Source organism: Pseudomonas putida (assembly GCA_041879295.1).
In the GTDB taxonomy this organism is placed as follows: Bacteria; Pseudomonadota; Gammaproteobacteria; order Pseudomonadales; family Pseudomonadaceae; genus Aquipseudomonas; species Aquipseudomonas putida_Y.
In genome coordinates this window covers 2,437,442-2,455,186 of the sequence record CP047152.1, presented here as the reverse complement: position 1 = coordinate 2,455,186, position 17,745 = coordinate 2,437,442, and the positions used below count along the sequence as shown (strand labels likewise).

Genomic DNA, 17,745 nt, shown 5'->3' with positions numbered 1-17,745 from the left:
GGTCCGTCGGTGTGAATCGCCAGAGCGACGATATCGGGATGAAGCCTGTAACGACGCGCTTCGGCTGAGAGCGTAGACCATTCCAGCGCAGATGACGCAGGGTCAACGCAGATAGTCCTGAACCCACTTCACCCAACAATCAGCGCCAATCTTCACCAACGCATCATTGAAATCGTAGTGGGGGTTATGCACCGAGCAACCATGGAACTCGCCCGTGCCATTGCCCAGCATGAAGTAACAGCCAGGCCGCGCCTGCAACATGTAGGCAAAGTCTTCGGTGCCCATGACCTTCTTGGGCATCTTGTCCAGCAGCGCGCCGTCGGCGAACAACGGCCTCAGGCTTTCACGCAGCAACGCACTTTCGTCATCGCTGTTGCACAAGGCGGGCGCCAGTTGGGTGAATTGCACGTCGATCTCCACGCCAAAGCTTTCAGCGTGCCCCTTGGCCAGGGCGTCAATGCGGCTGTTGATCTTCTGCTGGGTCTGGGCCGTGTCGGTGCGCACGCTCAGCAACATGCAGGCCTCGTCAGGGATGATGTTGTAGACAGTGCCGGCCTGGATCATGCCGATGCTGATCACGGCGTAGTCCTCGACGCTGAGGTTGCGCGACTTGATGGTCTGGATACCACTGATCAGGCTGTTCAACGCCATCACCGGGTCTACCGACAGTTCCGGCATCGCCCCATGCCCGCCTTTGCCGGTAATCCGAATGCTGACACGCTCGGAGGACGCCATGGTTGGCCCCGCCTGCACCACGCAAGTGCCCACCGGCAGGCCGGGCATGTTATGCAGCGCATACACCGAGTCGCACGGAAAGCGCTCGAACAGGCCGTCGTCGATCATCGCCTTGGCCCCCGCCAGGCCTTCCTCGTCGGGCTGGAATATCACGTTCAACGTGCCGTTGAACTGGCGTGTAGCCGCCAGTTGCGCAGCGGCTGCCAGCAGGATCGCGGTATGCCCGTCATGGCCACAGGCATGCATGCGGCCGGGGATCTTGCTGGCATGCGCAAACGCATTCTTTTCGCCCATGGGCAGTGCGTCCATGTCTGCACGCAAACCGATGCTGCGCGGGTTGTCCCCCACTTTCAGCACGCCGACCACACCATGCCCGCCCACATTGCGATGCGCTTCGTAGCCCAAAGCTTGCAGCTTGTCGGCTACCAGGGCCGCCGTATCCGGGGTGTCGCCGCCAATTTCCGGCGCAGCGTGGATCTGCCGGCGCAGCATGACGAACTCTTCCAGCTCGGCGGCTGAGCCCGGTGTTTGATTGCTCTGCAAAATACCCATATCACTCGCATCCTTTGTTTTCGGGGAAGTACCTGAGGCAGGCCAGGCTTACAACACCGCCGGCCAGCAAAAAGTAGGCAGGCGCCAACGGCGTGCCCAGCGCTGCAATCAACCAGGTGGCCACCAACGGCGAAAAGCCACCGAACAAGGTCACACCCAGGCTGTAGCTGACCGAGGTGCCGAAGGACCGCCTGGCTTTCGGGAAGCCCTCCATGATCAGCGCGAAGAACGCACCGGCACCGATACAGGTCGGCAAGATCAGGATCGCCACGCCCATCATGGCCAGGCCCATGTGCTGCACGTGCCCAAGCAGATAGAACACTGGCAGGGTCAACACCACCGGCGCGGCGACCGTCCACACCAGCAGGCGTTTTCTGAGCTGATACTTGTCGGCGAATTTGCCGGCCAACGGGCAGATGACTGCCATGCAGCCGCTACTGATACAGGCAATCGCCATGGCGCTGCCGGGTGGGTAATGCAAGGCCGTGGTCAGGTAGGTCGGCATGTAGAACACGAACAGGTACATGCCAATGGTCGAGCTGGCCATCAGGCCGATGCCTTGGGCGATGCGTTTGAGCAGTTCGGCATCCAGCCCCTGCTCCCCCTTCTGCGCCGGTGCGGCCTCATGAGTTTCCGGCAAACGCGTGCGTATATACCAACCGACCGGCCCGATCAGCAGGCCAAAAATGAACGGTATGCGCCATCCCCAGCTTTCCAGCGCCGCGGGGTCGAGCAACTGGCTGAGGGCCAGGCCAAAGCCGGCCCCCACCAAGGCGGCATAGCCCTGGCTGGCGGCCTGCCAGCTGACGCTCTGGCAGCGATTGCCGACCGCACTGGATTCCATCAGGAACACTGACGCGGTACCGACCTCCCCGCCAGCCGACATGCCCTGGATGAGCCGGCCGGTCACCAGCAACAGCGTGGCGAAAATCCCGATCTGTGAATACGTGGGCGCAAAGGCAATCATTGCGGTGCCCAGGGTCATCAGCCCGATGGTCAGGCTCAAAGCTGCCTTGCGTCCATGCCGGTCAGCATAGCGACCGATGACCATCGCCCCGACCGGACGCATCAGAAAACCGACACCAAAGGTGGCCAGCGACATCAACAATGACGCCATTGCCGAGTCGGAGGGAAAGAAATGCTTGCCGATCAGTACAGCGAAGAAGCTGTAGATCGTGAAGTCGTACATTTCCAGCGCATTGCCCAGGGAGCAGGCGATCAAGGTTTTACGGGAGGACGATACCTGCGCGGCTGAATGCGCACCCTTTTGCAGGCTCGGCGATGTGGGGAGCGGTCTGATCATTGTTATCTCCGTTGGCAAATCGCGGCGTGCAGCGAATATCAGCCAATCGGGCACTCAATACACTTGCAGTTTCGGCATAGGGATAACCAATGGTTAATTAACCGGAACGATCGTTGGCCAAATTGCCCTGCGCTGGCGCACAGTTCGCCCTTGCTCCGCACGCGGCCCCAAAAACGCCCACAAATCAGCAGCCGTAGCGCAGCGTTGACGCTTGTTCGAAGCCCGTCTAAAGCGGATGCGCTCGCCAATCCACATGCCGCGCCGGTCCTTGATTAACCAAACGGCATGACCTGACCGAATAAGCAATCACGCTGCAACGTTCTGTTCACCGACGCTAGCGCCACCACATCACTGTGCTGGCCAGGAGTCGTGAATGAACACTCGCACTACGTCGTTGCTGTTGATGATCCAAGGGGCTTGCCTTGCTGCGCAGGCACAGGCAGAGGGTTTTCCGACGATCGCTCGGATAGCACCGGGTTTTGGTTACTACGGGCTGGATCACGGCTTCGATGACAAGCTCAAGGTTTACGGCACCGTGGATGCATTCGCCAGCTATCACGATTCGCAGCACCACACGGGTTCCAAGCTGGCCGGTGGCGGCGCCTGGACCAACAAGCTCGGGCTGTACGCGCGCAAGGGGCTTGGCCCCGATACCGTCGTGGAACTTGACGTCGAGGAGGGCTTCAACCTCAATGGCGAGGCCCTGGAGGGCACCTGGGACACCGTCGGTAACCTGCGCCTGGCAACAGTCGCCCTACGCTCGCGCACCCTGGGCAAGCTCGAGTTCGGCAAGACCTACAGCATGGGCACGCCCACCTATGCCGACCCGTTCCTGGCCACCTATGGCTCGCCTTACACCTACCTGGCCCTGCCTGCCGCCGGCAAGGGCGCCTTCTACCTTGACCTGCGCCCCAAGCACACCCTGGCCTACACCAGCCCGACCCTCAGCGGCTTCAGCCTCGGTACCGCGCTAAGCTTCGGCTTCGACGATGCCGCCAGCTCGGGGCGCACCGTGCGTGGCGGTGGCGCCCGGCTGCAATACCGCAACAGCCGGGTGATTGCGCTGGCCTCCTACAACCGCTACTACAGCGACCCATGGGACGACGGCGGCGTCTCACGCCAGACCGCCAACGATTTCAAGAGCCTGTCGGCGTTCTACGATTTCGGCCCGCTGGCCACCAGCCTCACCTGGCAACGCCAGGACGTGGACCAGGCCGGCACACCCAGCACCACACTGTACACATTCGGCATGATGACGCCGGTGGGCGAACTGGACGTGCTGCGCCTGGCGGTGATGCAACGCCAGGTCAGCGCCCGCGACAAGGACGCCTGGGGTGTGATGATCGGCTATGACCACTTCATCAACCCCCGCTGGGCCATTTATGGACGCCTCGGCATGATCGCCAACCAACGCGCCTCGTCGGTCACCTACGCCGGCACCCCGGTGGAGCAGGCTGGCGATAACCCAGGCAACGTCTCGCTAGGCATGTACTACCACTTCTGAAACCACGGGGCGGGTCTGCTTGAGCACCTGCCCGCGCAAGCTGTGGAACAGCTCCTGGGCAGGTGCCGTGAGGCTGTGGCGGTCAATGCAGACCAGGTTGATGGGGTAATCCGGAATCAACTCCTGCACCGCCATGGCTACGAACTCGCAATCGATACCGTAGGTAAACCCTTGGTCCACCGCCAGTTCGCTGATGGTCATCAACGATTCAGTGTTCTTCAACAGCTTCAGCGCCATCATCACTGACGTACATTCAACGGTGTTCTGCGGCACCCGAAGGCCGTTGGCTTCGAACAATTGGTGAAACTGCGAAGCCTGGTCGGACAACTCGTCCAGGCTGATCCAAGGTGCGTATTGCAAGGTGCGCAGTGACTGGCTGAACTTCTGCTGATTCGACGCATGGCAAATCACCGTGCCCTTGATACTGCCCAGTGCCTCCCAGTCCAGGTTCAGCCGACTCAGCGGTTGCTGCGAAGTAATGGCAAAGTCCAGGCTGCCATCGCGCAAGCGCTGCAGGATCTGACTGGGGCGCAAGTCGGTGATGGTGATCTTCACCCGCGGGTACTTGCGCCGAAAGGCCAGAATGCTTTCATCGACGCCATCGAGCATCGCCGTCAACGACGTAACCCCGATCGACACGGCGCCCAGCGCCGCATCCTGAATGCTCGCCGCTTCGATCTGCAGGCGGCGTATGCTCTCTACCACGAGGTTGGCATGGCGGATGACACGCTTGCCTTCGTCGGTAAGGGCCATGCCTTTGTGCGACCGCTGCAACAGGGTAAACCCCACCTCTCGCTCCAGCTCCTTGATCGAACGGCTCAGTGCGGGCTGAGTAATGTGCATGAGCTTGGAGGCTTCGAGGATGCTTCCTGCGTTATGAATGGCGACCAGCGCCCGGAGTTGGTGAAGTTTCAACCGTCTGTACCTTGTTGTTAGCGGCCGGTTCGAAAGGTGTTCTGGCAGCCCTGACAGTCGTTGTCGGCAAGGCCTGAAAGGTATGGCTAACGCAACACAGCCAGCATGCTGGCCGCATCGCTGACCTCGAACTTGCCGGGGCTTTCAACCGCAATGTACTTGACTATCTGGTCGTCGACCAACATCGCATACCGCTGCGAGCGCCGCCCCAAACCGCGTGCCGAAAGGTCCTGGGTAAGGCCAAGCGCCTCGCTGAATTCGCCATTACCATCGCCGATCATTTTCACCGCGTCCCCGACCTGCAAGCTATTGCCCCAGGCGTTCATGACAAAGGCATCGTTCACCGAGATGCACAGGATTTCGTCAATGCCAGCCGCAAACAACGCAGGGGCCGCCGTTACATAACCGGGAACATGACGTTCAGAGCACGTAGGCGTGAATGCACCCGGCAACGCGAAGATGAGCACCTTCTTGCGCTTGCAACGCTCGCGAATGGAAAAGGCATTCGGACCGATCGCGCAGGCGCCTGCGTCGTTGTTGTATTGATAAAGGGTAATGTCGGGCAGTTGATCGCCGGTTTTGATCATCGCTGTCTCCTGGGTGAGGTGAAGGCCAGGCGGCCATGATGCCGCACTCGACCAGGCAACGCATCATGAGCAGGGCTAAAAAATCTGTGAAATAACTTCAATATCATTCATGCAGCGCCCCGCCTAGGATACGCCTCAATCAAACACATCAAGATTACGCTGTGAACGACTCAGCCTACGCAACTGACAAGCACTGGGTTGCTCACACCCAGGCATCTGGAAGCCGTCACCATGAATAAAGCGCCAACATTCACCGTCAAGCGCATTGCGTTCGACGAACATTATCGCCCCGCCGAAAACACCCGCATCACGACCAACTTCGCCAATTTGGCACGGGGTGCAAACCGCCAGCAGAACCTGCGCAATACCCTGACGATGATCAATAACCGTTTCAATGCGCTGGCGCACTGGGACAACCCCGAACATGATCGTTACCGCGTAGAGCTGGACATCATATCGGTGGAAATGAACCTTGAAAGCGCGCAGTACGGCAATGCCCTGCCACTGATCGAAATATTGAAAACCTATATTGTCGACCGCAAGAACAATACTCGCCTCGAAGGCATGGTAGGCAATAACTTCTCCTCGTACGTGCGCGATTACGACTTCAGCGTACTGTTACTTGAGCATAACAAGCATCGGTCGACCTTCAGCACACCTGATCATTTCGGCGAGCTGCACGGCAACCTGTTCAAATGCTTCGTCAACTCGCAAACCTACCAGGAGCATTTCAGCAAACCACCGGTTATCTGCCTGAGCGTATCGAGCAGCAGGACTTACCTGCGCACCGAAAATCAGCACCCTGTGCTAGGTGTTGAATACCAGCAGGATGAATACTCGCTGACAGATGAATACTTCAAGAAAATGGGCTTGAAGGTGCGCTATTTCATGCCGCCGAACAGCGTCGCCCCGCTGGCGTTTTATTTTGCCGGTGACTTGCTCGCTGACTACACCGACCTTGAGCTGATCAGCACCATCAGCACCATGGACACCTTCCAGAAGATCTACCGCCCCGAGATCTACAACGCCAATTCGCCTGCAGGCAAGGCCTACCAGCCCAGCCTGAACAACCAGGACTACTCGCTCACGCGCATTGTCTACGACCGGGAAGAGCGCAGCCGCCTAGCAATCGAGCAGGGCAAATTTGCCGAGGAGCAATTTGTCAAACCCTACCAGGCCACACTAGCGCAATGGTCCGCTCAATACCCACGTTGAACATTCAAAGCACAAGGTCACTGTTCATGAACACATTGCTACCCACCTCCACGGCCGGCAGCCTGCCTAAACCCGCCTGGCTTGCTCAACCCGAAACACTTTGGTCACCGTGGAAGTTGCAAGAAGAGCAACTGATCGAAGGTAAACAGGATGCCTTGCGCCTGGCCTTGCAAGAACAACAACACGCCGGTATCGACATCGTCAGTGACGGCGAACAAACCCGCCAGCACTTTGTCACCACGTTTATCGAGCACCTCAGCGGTGTTGATTTCGAACAACGGAAAACCGTCAGAATCCGTGATCGCTACGATGCGAGCGTACCGACGGTGGTGGGTGCTGTCGCTCGACAAAAACCGGTGTTTGTCGAAGATGCCAAATTCTTGCGCCAGCACACCACACAGCCGATAAAGTGGGCGCTGCCCGGCCCCATGACCATGATCGACACACTGTATGACAACCACTACAAAAGCCGCGAGAAACTGGCCTGGGAATTCGCCAAGATTCTCAACCAGGAAGCCAGAGAACTGGAAGCCGCGGGCGTGGACATCATTCAGTTCGACGAACCGGCATTCAATGTTTTCTTTGACGACGTGAATGACTGGGGCGTGGCTACCCTGGAAAGGGCCATCGAGGGCCTCAAGTGCGAAACGGCCGTCCATATTTGTTATGGCTATGGCATCAAAGCCAACACCGACTGGAAAAAGACCCTCGGTTCAGAATGGCGGCAATATGAACAGGCCTTCCCCAAACTGCAGCAGTCCAGCATCGATATCATTTCGCTGGAATGCCATAACTCGCATGTTCCGATGGACCTGCTCGAGCTGATTCGCGGCAAGAAAGTCATGGTCGGCGCCATCGATGTGGCCACCCATGTCATTGAAACACCCGAACAGGTCGCCGCCACCCTGCGCAAGGCACTGCAATTCGTCGATGCCGACAAGCTCTACCCTTGCACCAACTGCGGCATGGCGCCCCTGCCTCGCCAGGTAGCCAGCGGCAAGCTCAAGGCGTTGAGTGCAGGCGCGGCCATCGTCCGTCAGGAACTCGCTAACGCACGCTGAAATGAATGCAGCCACAGGACCTACCATGTTGCTTTCCGGTACGGCGATCGAGCCGTCGACTTTTCGCCAGGCACTCGGGCACTACGCCTCCGGCATCACGGTGATTACATCGCACCATGAAGGTGAGCCGATCGGCTTCACCTGCCAGTCGTTCTACAGCGTATCGATGAGCCCGCCGCTGGTGTCATTCAGTGTGATGTCCAGTTCGGCCAGCTACCCGAAAATTCGCCAGGCTGGGCGCTTCACGGTCAACATCCTGTCAGGTGAGCAGGTCGGCATTTCCAACCAGTTTGCACGGCGCGGCGCCAACAAGTGGCACGGCGTCGAATGGCAAGCATCGCCGTTGGGCAACCCGATCATTGCCGGCAGCCTGCACTGGCTTGATTGCGAAATTCACGCCGAACATGCCGCCGGGGACCACCTGATCGTGATTGGCGAAGTCAAAGCGTTGAACCTGCAGGCCACTGCTGCCACGCAGCCGCTGCTGTATTTCAAGGGGCAGTACTGCAACCTCGCCGCGCCTCACGCGGCTTGAGCCTCACCCCACTCACGGAAAACCCATCAAAGGAATTGTCAGGATCATGCAGCAGTGAAGAAAACCCGCCATTACTGCGTTGATCCGCCATTTTACTCATGATCGATTTACGCCACCTGCGAACTCTCCACGCGCTGCGTGAAACCGACAGCCTGCACGAGGCCGCCGAGCGACTGCACCTGACACAATCAGCCCTGTCGCACCAGTTCCGCGATATGGAAGAGCGCATCGGCATGCCTCTGTTCGTGCGCAAATCCAGGCCGGTGCGCTTCACCAGCGCGGGGCTGAAGCTGCTGCAGCTGGCCGATCAGGTGCTGCCTCAGATCCGCAATACCGAACGGGACCTGGGCAAACTGGCCGGCGGCTGCGCCGGACGGCTGCACATCGCCATCGAGTGCCACAGTTGCTACCAGTGGTTGATGCCTTCAGTGGATGAGTTCCGCAGCGCCTGGCCTGAAGTGGAACTGGACCTCGCCTCCGGCTTTTCCTTCGCGCCACTGCCAGCCCTGGAGCGCGGCGACCTGGACCTGGTGGTGACCTCCGACCCAGTGACACTGCCAGGTATCAGCTACGTGCCGTTGTTCAGCTACGAGGCGCTGCTGGCCATCGACAACCACCACGCCATGCGCCACAAGCCGTACCTGGAGCCCGCCGATATCGCCAGCCAGACACTGATCACCTACCCGATCGAACGCACCCGCCTGGACATCTTCACCCGCTTCCTCGACCCCGCCGACGTCGAGCCCGCACAAGTACGCACTTCAGAACTGACCGTGATGATGATGCAACTGGTTGCGTCCGGGCGCGGCGTCTGCTGCCTGCCCAACTGGGCCGTGCACGAATACAGTTCGCGCGGCTATGTAACCGCCAAGCGCCTTGGCGAACACGGCCTGCAAGCAAACCTCTATGCGGCACTGCGCAGTGACATGCTGGAGGTGCCGTACGTGAGTGATTTTCTGCTGACGGCCAAGGACATCTCGTTCACCACGCTGGCAGGTGTCAGCGTGCCTTCAGGCCCGGTTCTCTGAAAGCCGGGCGTGCGTTTGCGAACCTCTGTGCCGGCCATGGCGCGCCATGCCCCTACGGCCAACGAATCAGCTAGCCTTCGCCAATTGCACTTGCAGAAACGCCATCAGTGCCCCCGCCACAGGTGACAAGCTGCGCCCTTTGCGGGTGAGCATGCCGATATGCCGTTCTACCTTGGGCTCCACAAGAGGTACGAACGCCAGTTTTTCGTTCTCCTGCGGAAAAGCGAGGTACGGCAAGGTACTGATCCCTACCCCCTCCTCCAGCATGGCGATCAACGAAATCATGTTGGAAATGAACAGCCGGCTATCGGCCAGCAAACCCTCGGCCTCGGTACCCGCCAGTAATTGCGAGGTACCGTTGCGGATCATCGGCACGCCCAGCAACTGCGCCCAATGCAGCTGCCCCCCCGCCTGCGCCAGCGGGTGGTCGCTGCGGCACACCACGCCAACCTGATCATTCACGATGGGGGCGAATTCAAGCTGGTCATCGTCCACCCACAGGCTGCTGATGCCGAAATCCACTTGCCCTTGAGCGAGCAACTGCTGCACACGTTCGGCCGTACCGTCCTGAATGCTGACCTGCACATTGGGGTGCGCGGCCACGAAGCGGGCCAGCGGCCCTGGCAGCATTCGGCTGGCCACAGAAGGCACGGTGGCGATACTGACCTGGCCAATTTCATGCCGGGCAAACAGCATGACTTCACGGGCAATACGGTCATGGTGCTCCATCAAGCCACGAAACAACGGGAGGCAATGCTCGCCAAATGGCGTCAGCTCTACCCGACCACCGCCCTTTTCGACCAGTGCCTGCCCCAGCTTCTGCTCCAGTTCACGCAGGGCCAGGGATATCGCAGGCTGGGTGCGAAAGGCCTGGCGGGCGGCCGCGTGGAAACTCTTATGTTCGGCGACCAGTACGAAGTAACGCAACTGCGCGATTTTCAGCTCGGGCAACATGGTTAGCATTCCTTATCAAAGCATTTTTTTTATTAATTTTTATTTGCTGCATATTGCTCGCATGATGAATGCCATGCAAACGGAGGCGTTCATCCATGTCACACAAGACCTACAACAACTACATCGATGGCCAGTGGTGTGAAGGCCACGCCACTTTGGGCAACTACAGCCCCTCGGACACTGGCGACCTGATCGGCCAGTACCATCAAGCAAGCGCCGAACAGGCCCGCCAGGCCATCCAGGCCGCCCGCGCCGCTCAACCCCTGTGGGCTGCCAGTGCTCTGGAAAGCCGCCAACAAGTGCTGATGGCCATCGGCGACGAGTTGATCGCCCGCAAGGAAGAACTCGGCGAACTGCTGTCGCGAGAAGAAGGCAAACCCTTGGCCGAAGGCATCGGCGAGGTCAACCGCAGCGGCCAGTTCTTCCATTACTACGCCGCCGAAGTGCTGCGCCAGATGGGCGAGACTGCCGCCTCGGTGCGCCCAGGGGTCGACATCGAAGTGCATCGCGAACCGGTGGGTGTGGTGGGCATCATTACCCCATGGAACTTCCCCATGGCCACCGCTGCCTGGAAAATCGCCCCGGCCTTGGCCTTCGGCAACGCCGTGGTGTTCAAGCCGGCCAACCTGGTGCCGGCCAGTGCCTGGGCGCTCACCGAGATCATCAGCCGTCAGGGCCTGCCTAGCGGCACCTTCAACCTGGTGATGGGCAGCGGTGCTGACGTCGGCGAGGCCCTGATCCAGTCCGCCGAGATCGATGCCCTGACGTTCACCGGTTCTCTGCAGACGGGCCGACGCGTAGCGGTTGCCACCGCCGGTAACCTGGTGCGCTGCCAACTGGAAATGGGTAGCAAGAATGCCCTGGTAGTCATGGACGACGCCGACCTCGAACTGGCCGTGGAATGCGCGCTCAACGGGGCCTTCTTTGGCACTGGGCAGAAATGCACTGCGTCGTCACGGCTGATCGTCTGCGACGGCATCCACGACCGCTTCGTCGAGGCGCTGCGCCTGCGCATGCGCCAGCTCAAGGTCGGCCATGCATTGGAGGCTGGCGTACAGATCGGCCCGGTAGCTGACGCGCGCCAGCTGGAACAGAACCTGGCCTACCTGCAACTGGCCCAGGCCGAAGGCGCCACCCTGATCGAAGGTGGCGAGCGCCTGCAACTGGCCTCCGATGGCTACTACATGCGCCCTGCCCTGTTCATCAACAGCCGCAACGACATGCGCATCAACCGCGAGGAAGTGTTCGGCCCCATCGCCTGCGTGATCCGCGTGCGCGATTTTGAAGAGGCGCTGGCCACGCTCAATGATACCGAGTACGGCCTCACAGCCGGGATCATCACCCAGTCGCTGCGCCACGCCAGCCACTTCAAGCGCCGCGCCCAGACCGGCTGCGTGATGGTCAATCTGCCCACCGCCGGGACCGACTACCACGTGCCATTCGGGGGCCGTAAAGCCTCGAGTTTCGGTCCCCGGGAACAGGGGCAATACGCTCGCGACTTCTACACCGTGGTCAAGACCACCTACCTGCGGCCCTGAAGGAATACATGCCATGCACGACCTTTTAATGATCGATGGCCTGCAGTACTCCAACTGGAGCCAGGAAATATTCCAGCAGATGCAGGCCGGTGGCCTGAGCGCGGTGCACGCCACCATCGCCTACCACGAAAACGCCCGCGAAACCCTGTCGCGCCTGGGCGAGTGGAACCGCCGCTTCGAGACATGGCCCGAGCTGATCCGCCCGGTGCGTACGGCCAGCGACATCCGCCTGGCCCACGAGGAGGGCCGGGTGGGTATCTTCTTCGGCTTCCAGAACTGCTCGCCGATCGAGGACGACATTGCCCTGGTAGAGGTTTTCCGCCAGCTCGGGGTGCTCGTCATGCAGCTGACCTACAACAACCAAAGCCTGCTGGCCAGCGGCTGCTATGAGCGCGAGGACAACGGCATCAGCCGCTTCGGCCGCCAGGTGATCGCCGAAATGAACCGCGTCGGCATGCTCATCGACATGTCTCACAGCGCCGAGCGAAGCACGCTTGAGGCCATCGAACTGTCGAGCCGACCGGTGATCATCTCCCACGCCAACCCTGCCAGCTTCCACGCCGCCAAGCGCAACAAGTCCGATGCGGTGCTACGCGGGATCGCAGAGTCCGGCGGGCTGCTGGGGTTCAGCACCTACCCGTTCCATCTCAAGGGTGCCTCGGACTGTAGCCTGGAAAGTTTCTGCGACATGGTCGCGCGCACCGCCGACCTGATGGGTGTGGAGCATATCGGCATCGGCACCGACCTGTGCCAGGCGCAACCCTTGTCGGTGCTGGAATGGATGCGCAACGGCCGCTGGAGCAAGGACAAGGACTACGGCGAAGGCTCCAGGGACAACGCCAACTGGCCGGCGCCCTTGCAGTGGTTCCGCGACAGCCGCGACTTCCGCAACATCGCCCAGGGCCTGCGCGCCCGCGGCTTTGCCGAGCAAGACGTGGGCAACATCATGGGGCTGAACTGGTTGCGCCTGCTGGAGACCGCCACCACGGCACAGGCCTGAACCCTTTGCACGGACAGCATCAACAATAAAAACAATCGCAGGTTCCGGAGGTTTCATGAAAAACCCAACCACCTTGCAGGCCGACGGCCAGGCCATGGGCCTGCCTATGGCACGCGATATCGACTGGCCGTTGTTCCTGATCAGCGGCGGATTCCTCGGCGCCTTCCTGCTGGCGGCACTGATCGACATCGACACCGTGTCGGCGCTGGTCAATACCCTGTTCGCCTGGTCGACAAAGGCCTTTGGCCTCTATTGGCAAGTGCTGATGCTGGCAACCTTCGCCGTCAGCCTGTTCATCGGTTTTTCCAGATGCGGGCGTGTACGCCTGGGCGGGGTCACCCAGCGCCCGGACGTCAGCACCTTCAACTGGATCGCAGTGATCATGTGCGCCTTGCTGGCAGGTGGTGGCGCCTTCTGGGCCGCTGCCGAACCCTTGATGCACTTTGCCAGCCCACCGCCCTTCTTCGCCGGCCTGCAACCGCACAGCGAAGCAGCGGCCACCGCGGCACTGGCGCAATCGTTCGTGCACTGGGGTTTCCTGGCCTGGGCCGTGCTGGGTAGCCTGCTGGCGATCGTGCTGATGCACCTGCATTACGATAAAGGCCTTCCGCTGGCGCCGCGTACCCTGCTCTACCCCCTGTTCGGCAAGCGAGCGCTCAAGGGCCCGATCGGCACCTTGGCCGACGCTGCCTCGATCATCGCGGTAGTGGCCGGCACCATCGGTCCGATCGGTTTCCTTGGCCTGCAGATCAGCAGCGCCATGCACGCCGCCTGGGGGTTGCCCAACACTATCGTCACCCAGTCGCTGACCATTGTCCTGGTCACCGCGATGTACACTGTCTCGTGCCTGGTGGGCCTCAAAGGCATCCGCTTTGTCAGCGAGATCAACGTCTGGTTGATGATCGGCCTGGCACTGTTCATGGTGGTATTCGGACCGACGCTGTTCATCCTCGGCGGTTTCCCGGCGGCCTTTGCCCTGCACGTGGAGCACTTCATCCCCCTGACGATGTTCCGCGCCGACCCCAAATGGCTGGACTGGTGGACGGTGTTCTACTGGGGCTGGTTCATCGGCTACGCGCCCATGGTGGCACTGTACGTCGCGTGGATCTCGCGGGGCCGCACCATCCGCGAGATCATCATGACGCTGTCGATCATCGCACCGCTGGTGACCATGTTCTGGTTCACCGTGGTAGGCGGTACCGGGATCGGCCTGGAGCTGCAAACGCCAGGCAGCGTCACCGCCCATGGCGCCAAGCCTGAAGACCTGCTGCTGGGAGTGACGCAGAACCTGCCACTGGGTGGCCTTGTCAGCGCGCTGTTCCTGTTCCTGAGTTTCATCTCGGTGGCCACCAATGGCGACGCCATGGCCTTCACCGTGGCGCTGGCGATGTCCAGCGACGATAAACCGAAGAAGTGGTTGCGCGGTTTCTGGGCAATCGGCATGGGCCTGGCGGCGGTGGTACTGATCACCATTGGCGCAGGCGGTGTGACGGCCCTGCAATCCTTCATTGTCATCACCGCGGTGCCGGTGTCGCTGGTGATCCTGCCAGCCCTGTGGGATGCCGTGCGCATCGCTCGACACATGGCCCGTGAACAAGGCGTCTGAACATGATCCATCCAGGTACAACAACAATGCCCAACAGCGTGCCTGCAATACCCGCGTTGCGCCCTGCCAGCCAAGTCATGGACCTGGCCCGGCTGGGTAGCCACTTCCAGAGCCCGCTAAGCTTCGTGCGCAGCAGCATGCGGCGGATGATGCAACAGCGCTGGCAAATCCGGCGCAGCTGTTTCGACCTCGATGGCCAAGGCTTCGGCACTGCGATCTACCGCATCGAAACGCCGAACGGCCATTACCACTGCGTGATCTTCTCGGCCTACCTGCCGCCGGAAAAGCGCAGCGATCGGGTCATCGCCGACCAGTGGGACGTCAGCTTCGTGCTGGTGGCCGGCGATGTCGACTCGGCACAACTGGCCGACCTGCAACGCAACGTGCCGCTGCAGGAAGCCGGCCGCTTCGATGCACGCGTGCTGGTGTTGTCGCGGGCCAACCGTAGCTTGCGCAATTTCGACCGGTTTCTGGCAGCGCTGGCAGAAGGTCGCCAGCCCGATCCACAGCAACTGGCTGAAGTCGGCTACCTGTATCGCACCACCGCGGTTTACGGTAACGGCAAGTTCGGCATCGCCGATTTTGGTTGCCTGCAAGATAACCCGGACTTCAACCAGCCGTTCAGCGCGCAGATGTTCACCGTCTACCTGCTGCGTCACTTCAGCATCGAGCAGATCAACCACATGGCCCAGGCACTCGCCCCGCAGCGGGCAGTGCAACTGGCCCCGGCGCTACAGCGCTACCTGGGGGTCGGCAACGCGACCGGGCTGGGAATGGCCCCTTTTCTGATCAACCACCCTCAACTGGTGGAGCACTGGATCAGTACGCGGGAAACGGCCCTGGCCCTGGTGCTGGCGCAGCCGGCGGAGCCCGCCCCGTTGGCGCGCCTGCAGCAATTGCTGGCGCGCGCCCAGTTGCACCTGAGCCAGTCCCGGACCGAAGACCAGCGCCAGCATGAGCAGAACCTGCAAACCTTGGCCGAGCTTGCTTTACTGGCCACCTGGCTTGGCACGCAAGCCGACGGCGCGGGCCTTTGGCCGCGCCTGCTGGCCTGGGCGCAATTACACACGGGGGTGGGCTGCCAGGAGCTTCTGGTCAGCCTGCTGCTGGAGCTGTACCCCGAGCAGGTCACGCCCCTGGCCGAGCACATGGGGGTCAACGAAAGCTGGCAGCTGGACGCCCAGATGCCCCTTGGGCAACTGCGCCAGCTCATCGAGCAGCAGTATGGCTGGGCGTTGCGCTACGACTTCAGTGCTGCCGATGCGGAGCACTTCTTCTGGTACCGCTCAGCTGAAAAAGAAGAGCCGCGCCTGGGCATTCGCGCAGAGGAGCCAGGGGCCGAAAAAGAAATGCAGCTGGGTATTGCCCGCAATATCCAGCAGTGCCATGGCGCGCTGCTGGAGCACCTGCAACGGCAGCCTCAGGCGCTGACCGCTCACTTCCTGATCGCCCAACCGAGGTTCAAGGGCGCGGTACGCCGCCTGCAAGGCATGGCAAAAACAAACTTCGGTGAAATCCGTGCCAATCTGCTGGCCCGGGACATGCTGCCGATTCACCTGCTGCGCTGCAAACTGGCATTTTTCGGCGCGGGGAAATTCGACCCCAAGTCAAGCCGCTGGGTGCGTATCACGCTGTTCCAGGGCGCGCCGCTGGTCAGCGACATCGGTCAGCCGTTCGCAGACGACTGGAATTTCGCAGTCATGCCGCAAAGGGAGCTTTGACCATGCGCGTATCGCTTAACGAAATACAGGTGATGTGCCGCAAGGCATTCGAAGGCATGGGCTTCGCCCCGGGCGACTGCGAGGATGCCGCCGAACTCGTGGGCTGGTTGCAACTGCAGGGGCTCGATGGCGTCGGTGCACTGGAAAAGGCGTTGCGTTATCTGCAAGCCGAAGCTGCACGGCCATACGCCTTGTGCCATGAGGATAACGCCCTGCTGGTGATCGACGCCAAGGGCCAGAGCGTGTTGCGCTGCGCCGCCACGGTGGTGGAACTGGTGGCAGCCAAGGCCATGCGCTGTGGTCAGGCCGAACTGCGCATACGCCACTGTCACAACCGTTTGCTGTTGCTGGGCTACCTGAGCCGGGCAGCTGTGCAGGGGCTGCACGTGCAAGCCCGCTGGGAGGACGCCCGCCAATGCCACCTGGCCGATTTTACCGCCGGCATGCCGCGCCCGGAACTGAGCAGTGAAACCCGGCCCCAGGCCATTGAAGCGGCCGCGCAAGACGTAACGGTGCTGTTCACCCGAGCAGGCCAGACAGCCCAGGCAATAACCGACCCGCAGCGCACACTGCAGCAAGGTTTTACAGTCAACGAACATACCTGGCAAAGGCTCAGGCAGCTGGCCGAACACATCCTTGTCGAGAGCACCGATGCCTCACGTCGCCACGGTGCAGGCGGCGGCAGCGACGCCGACTGAAAACCCTTGCCACTGAGGAAACAACCCATGAAGCATGCGATAAAGACCGAGCTGTTCGCCTCCAGGGCGCCACTGGAATGGGCGGTCGTCGGCAACGGTACGTTGTACACTGCGCAGATCCCAATCGATACGCAGGGCCAGGTGGTTGCCGGCGGCATCGAGGCACAGACCCGCCAGACACTGGACAACCTGCGCCACACCCTGGAAGCCGCTGGCAGCTCGCTGGATGCCGTGACCCAGGTACTGATCTACGTGACCGACCGCCGCTATTTGGCAACTGTAAATGCTGTGTACGCCGAGTATTTCCAGGCGCCCTACCCCAACCGCGCGGCCGTAGTGGTGGCGGGCCTCGCCCGGGAAGAAATGCTGGTGGAGCTGGTGGTCTACGCCTGCCTCTGAGGGCCTGAAGGCGCTCGCCTCGCGATATTCAGCGTTTGTTCAATCGGGTGCCGCCCGCGCGGCACTCGATGCATGCCCCCTTCCCCCCAAGTCATGCACCCGGAATATTCCCTTTTTCTCCCGCCGGGCACCGGCCGGTGCCCCATTTCGATTCAAAACCCGCGCCCGAATCAAAAGCGCCCTTTTTTGATGCGCCGGCCCTTGCTGCCAGGGGTGTGCCCCTCACATTTCCTGCATCCCCAGAACCGCCAGGCGTATTCGGCACTTTTATTGCAAAGACTGATTGTGCTCAACGCACAGGCAATCTACCGAGACCGAGGTTAACGCGAGACACAGCTCCCACTTACCCCAGCAAGGCAGCACCCTGAAAGACGCAGATGAACCGCAATGAAGC

Annotated in this window: 16 protein-coding genes; 11 read left to right on the top strand and 5 right to left on the bottom strand. The window is 60.9% G+C overall.

Going from position 1 to position 17,745, the window contains the following annotated elements:
- Nucleotides 1-102 precede the first annotated feature (102 nt).
- A complete protein-coding gene (locus GST84_11040; protein XGB12877.1) occupies nt 103-1,287 on the bottom strand; it encodes an amidohydrolase in 1,185 nt (394 codons plus the stop codon).
- 1 nt (nt 1,288) lies between these two features.
- Nucleotides 1,289-2,590: an MFS transporter gene (locus GST84_11035; GenBank protein XGB12876.1), complete on the bottom strand. Its 1,302-nt coding sequence runs from the start codon at nt 2,588-2,590 to the stop codon at nt 1,289-1,291.
- 373 nt (nt 2,591-2,963) lie between these two features.
- Here GST84_11035 and GST84_11030 point away from each other — a divergent pair, with 373 nt between their 5' ends.
- A complete protein-coding gene (locus tag GST84_11030; protein XGB12875.1) occupies nt 2,964-4,094 on the top strand; it encodes a porin in 1,131 nt (376 codons plus the stop codon).
- On the opposite strand, the gene GST84_11025 is transcribed toward GST84_11030, so the two are convergent.
- Together GST84_11025 and GST84_11020 are read right to left on the bottom strand one after the other, a co-directional pair.
- Entirely contained in the window at nt 4,071-5,009 is a 939-nt protein-coding gene (locus tag GST84_11025; protein XGB12874.1) for a LysR family transcriptional regulator, read from the bottom strand. The genes GST84_11030 and GST84_11025 overlap by 24 nt on opposite strands.
- A gap of 86 nt (nt 5,010-5,095) precedes the next feature.
- On the bottom strand, nt 5,096-5,596 hold the full coding sequence (locus GST84_11020) for a redoxin family protein (GenBank protein ID XGB12873.1): 501 nt from the start codon (nt 5,594-5,596) through the stop codon (nt 5,096-5,098).
- 231 nt (nt 5,597-5,827) lie between these two features.
- Here GST84_11020 and GST84_11015 point away from each other — a divergent pair, with 231 nt between their 5' ends.
- The 4 genes from GST84_11015 (at nt 5,828) to GST84_11000 (ending at nt 9,435) form a co-directional block, all read left to right on the top strand.
- On the top strand, nt 5,828-6,811 hold the full coding sequence (locus GST84_11015; protein ID XGB12872.1) for a DUF1852 family protein: 984 nt from the start codon (nt 5,828-5,830) through the stop codon (nt 6,809-6,811).
- A gap of 26 nt (nt 6,812-6,837) precedes the next feature.
- Complete coding sequence (locus GST84_11010) at nt 6,838-7,872, top strand: methionine synthase (protein ID XGB12871.1); 1,035 nt, start codon at nt 6,838-6,840, stop codon at nt 7,870-7,872.
- A gap of 25 nt (nt 7,873-7,897) precedes the next feature.
- Nucleotides 7,898-8,407: a flavin reductase gene (locus GST84_11005; protein ID XGB12870.1), complete on the top strand. Its 510-nt coding sequence runs from the start codon at nt 7,898-7,900 to the stop codon at nt 8,405-8,407.
- A gap of 98 nt (nt 8,408-8,505) precedes the next feature.
- Nucleotides 8,506-9,435: a LysR family transcriptional regulator gene (locus GST84_11000; protein ID XGB12869.1), complete on the top strand. Its 930-nt coding sequence runs from the start codon at nt 8,506-8,508 to the stop codon at nt 9,433-9,435.
- Between the two features lie 66 nt (nt 9,436-9,501).
- Here GST84_11000 and GST84_10995 read toward each other — a convergent pair whose 3' ends face one another.
- Nucleotides 9,502-10,389 carry a LysR family transcriptional regulator gene (locus tag GST84_10995; GenBank protein ID XGB12868.1) on the bottom strand — a complete coding sequence of 296 codons (888 nt, stop codon included), beginning with the start codon at nt 10,387-10,389 and terminating at the stop codon, nt 9,502-9,504.
- 95 nt (nt 10,390-10,484) lie between these two features.
- On the opposite strand from GST84_10995, the gene GST84_10990 reads away from it, so the two are divergent.
- The 6 genes from GST84_10990 to GST84_10965 are packed head-to-tail and all read left to right on the top strand — an operon-like array spanning nt 10,485 to nt 17,351.
- Nucleotides 10,485-11,927, top strand: a complete 1,443-nt coding sequence (locus tag GST84_10990; GenBank protein ID XGB12867.1) for an aldehyde dehydrogenase family protein — start codon at nt 10,485-10,487, stop codon at nt 11,925-11,927.
- A 13-nt stretch (nt 11,928-11,940) separates the two neighbouring features.
- Nucleotides 11,941-12,927, top strand: coding sequence for a membrane dipeptidase (locus GST84_10985; GenBank protein XGB12866.1), 987 nt, complete (start codon nt 11,941-11,943; stop codon nt 12,925-12,927).
- Nucleotides 12,928-12,982: 55 nt separating this feature from the next.
- Nucleotides 12,983-14,533 carry a BCCT family transporter gene (locus tag GST84_10980; protein ID XGB12865.1) on the top strand — a complete coding sequence of 517 codons (1,551 nt, stop codon included), beginning with the start codon at nt 12,983-12,985 and terminating at the stop codon, nt 14,531-14,533.
- 26 nt (nt 14,534-14,559) lie between these two features.
- The gene (locus tag GST84_10975) at nt 14,560-16,254 is read left to right on the top strand and encodes a hypothetical protein (protein ID XGB12864.1); all 1,695 of its coding nucleotides are present in this window, start codon (nt 14,560-14,562) and stop codon (nt 16,252-16,254) included.
- Nucleotides 16,255-16,256: 2 nt separating this feature from the next.
- Complete coding sequence (locus GST84_10970; GenBank protein XGB12863.1) at nt 16,257-16,952, top strand: DUF3726 domain-containing protein; 696 nt, start codon at nt 16,257-16,259, stop codon at nt 16,950-16,952.
- A gap of 27 nt (nt 16,953-16,979) precedes the next feature.
- Nucleotides 16,980-17,351, top strand: coding sequence for a RidA family protein (locus GST84_10965; protein ID XGB12862.1), 372 nt, complete (start codon nt 16,980-16,982; stop codon nt 17,349-17,351).
- The last annotated feature ends 394 nt before the right edge of the window (nt 17,352-17,745 follow it).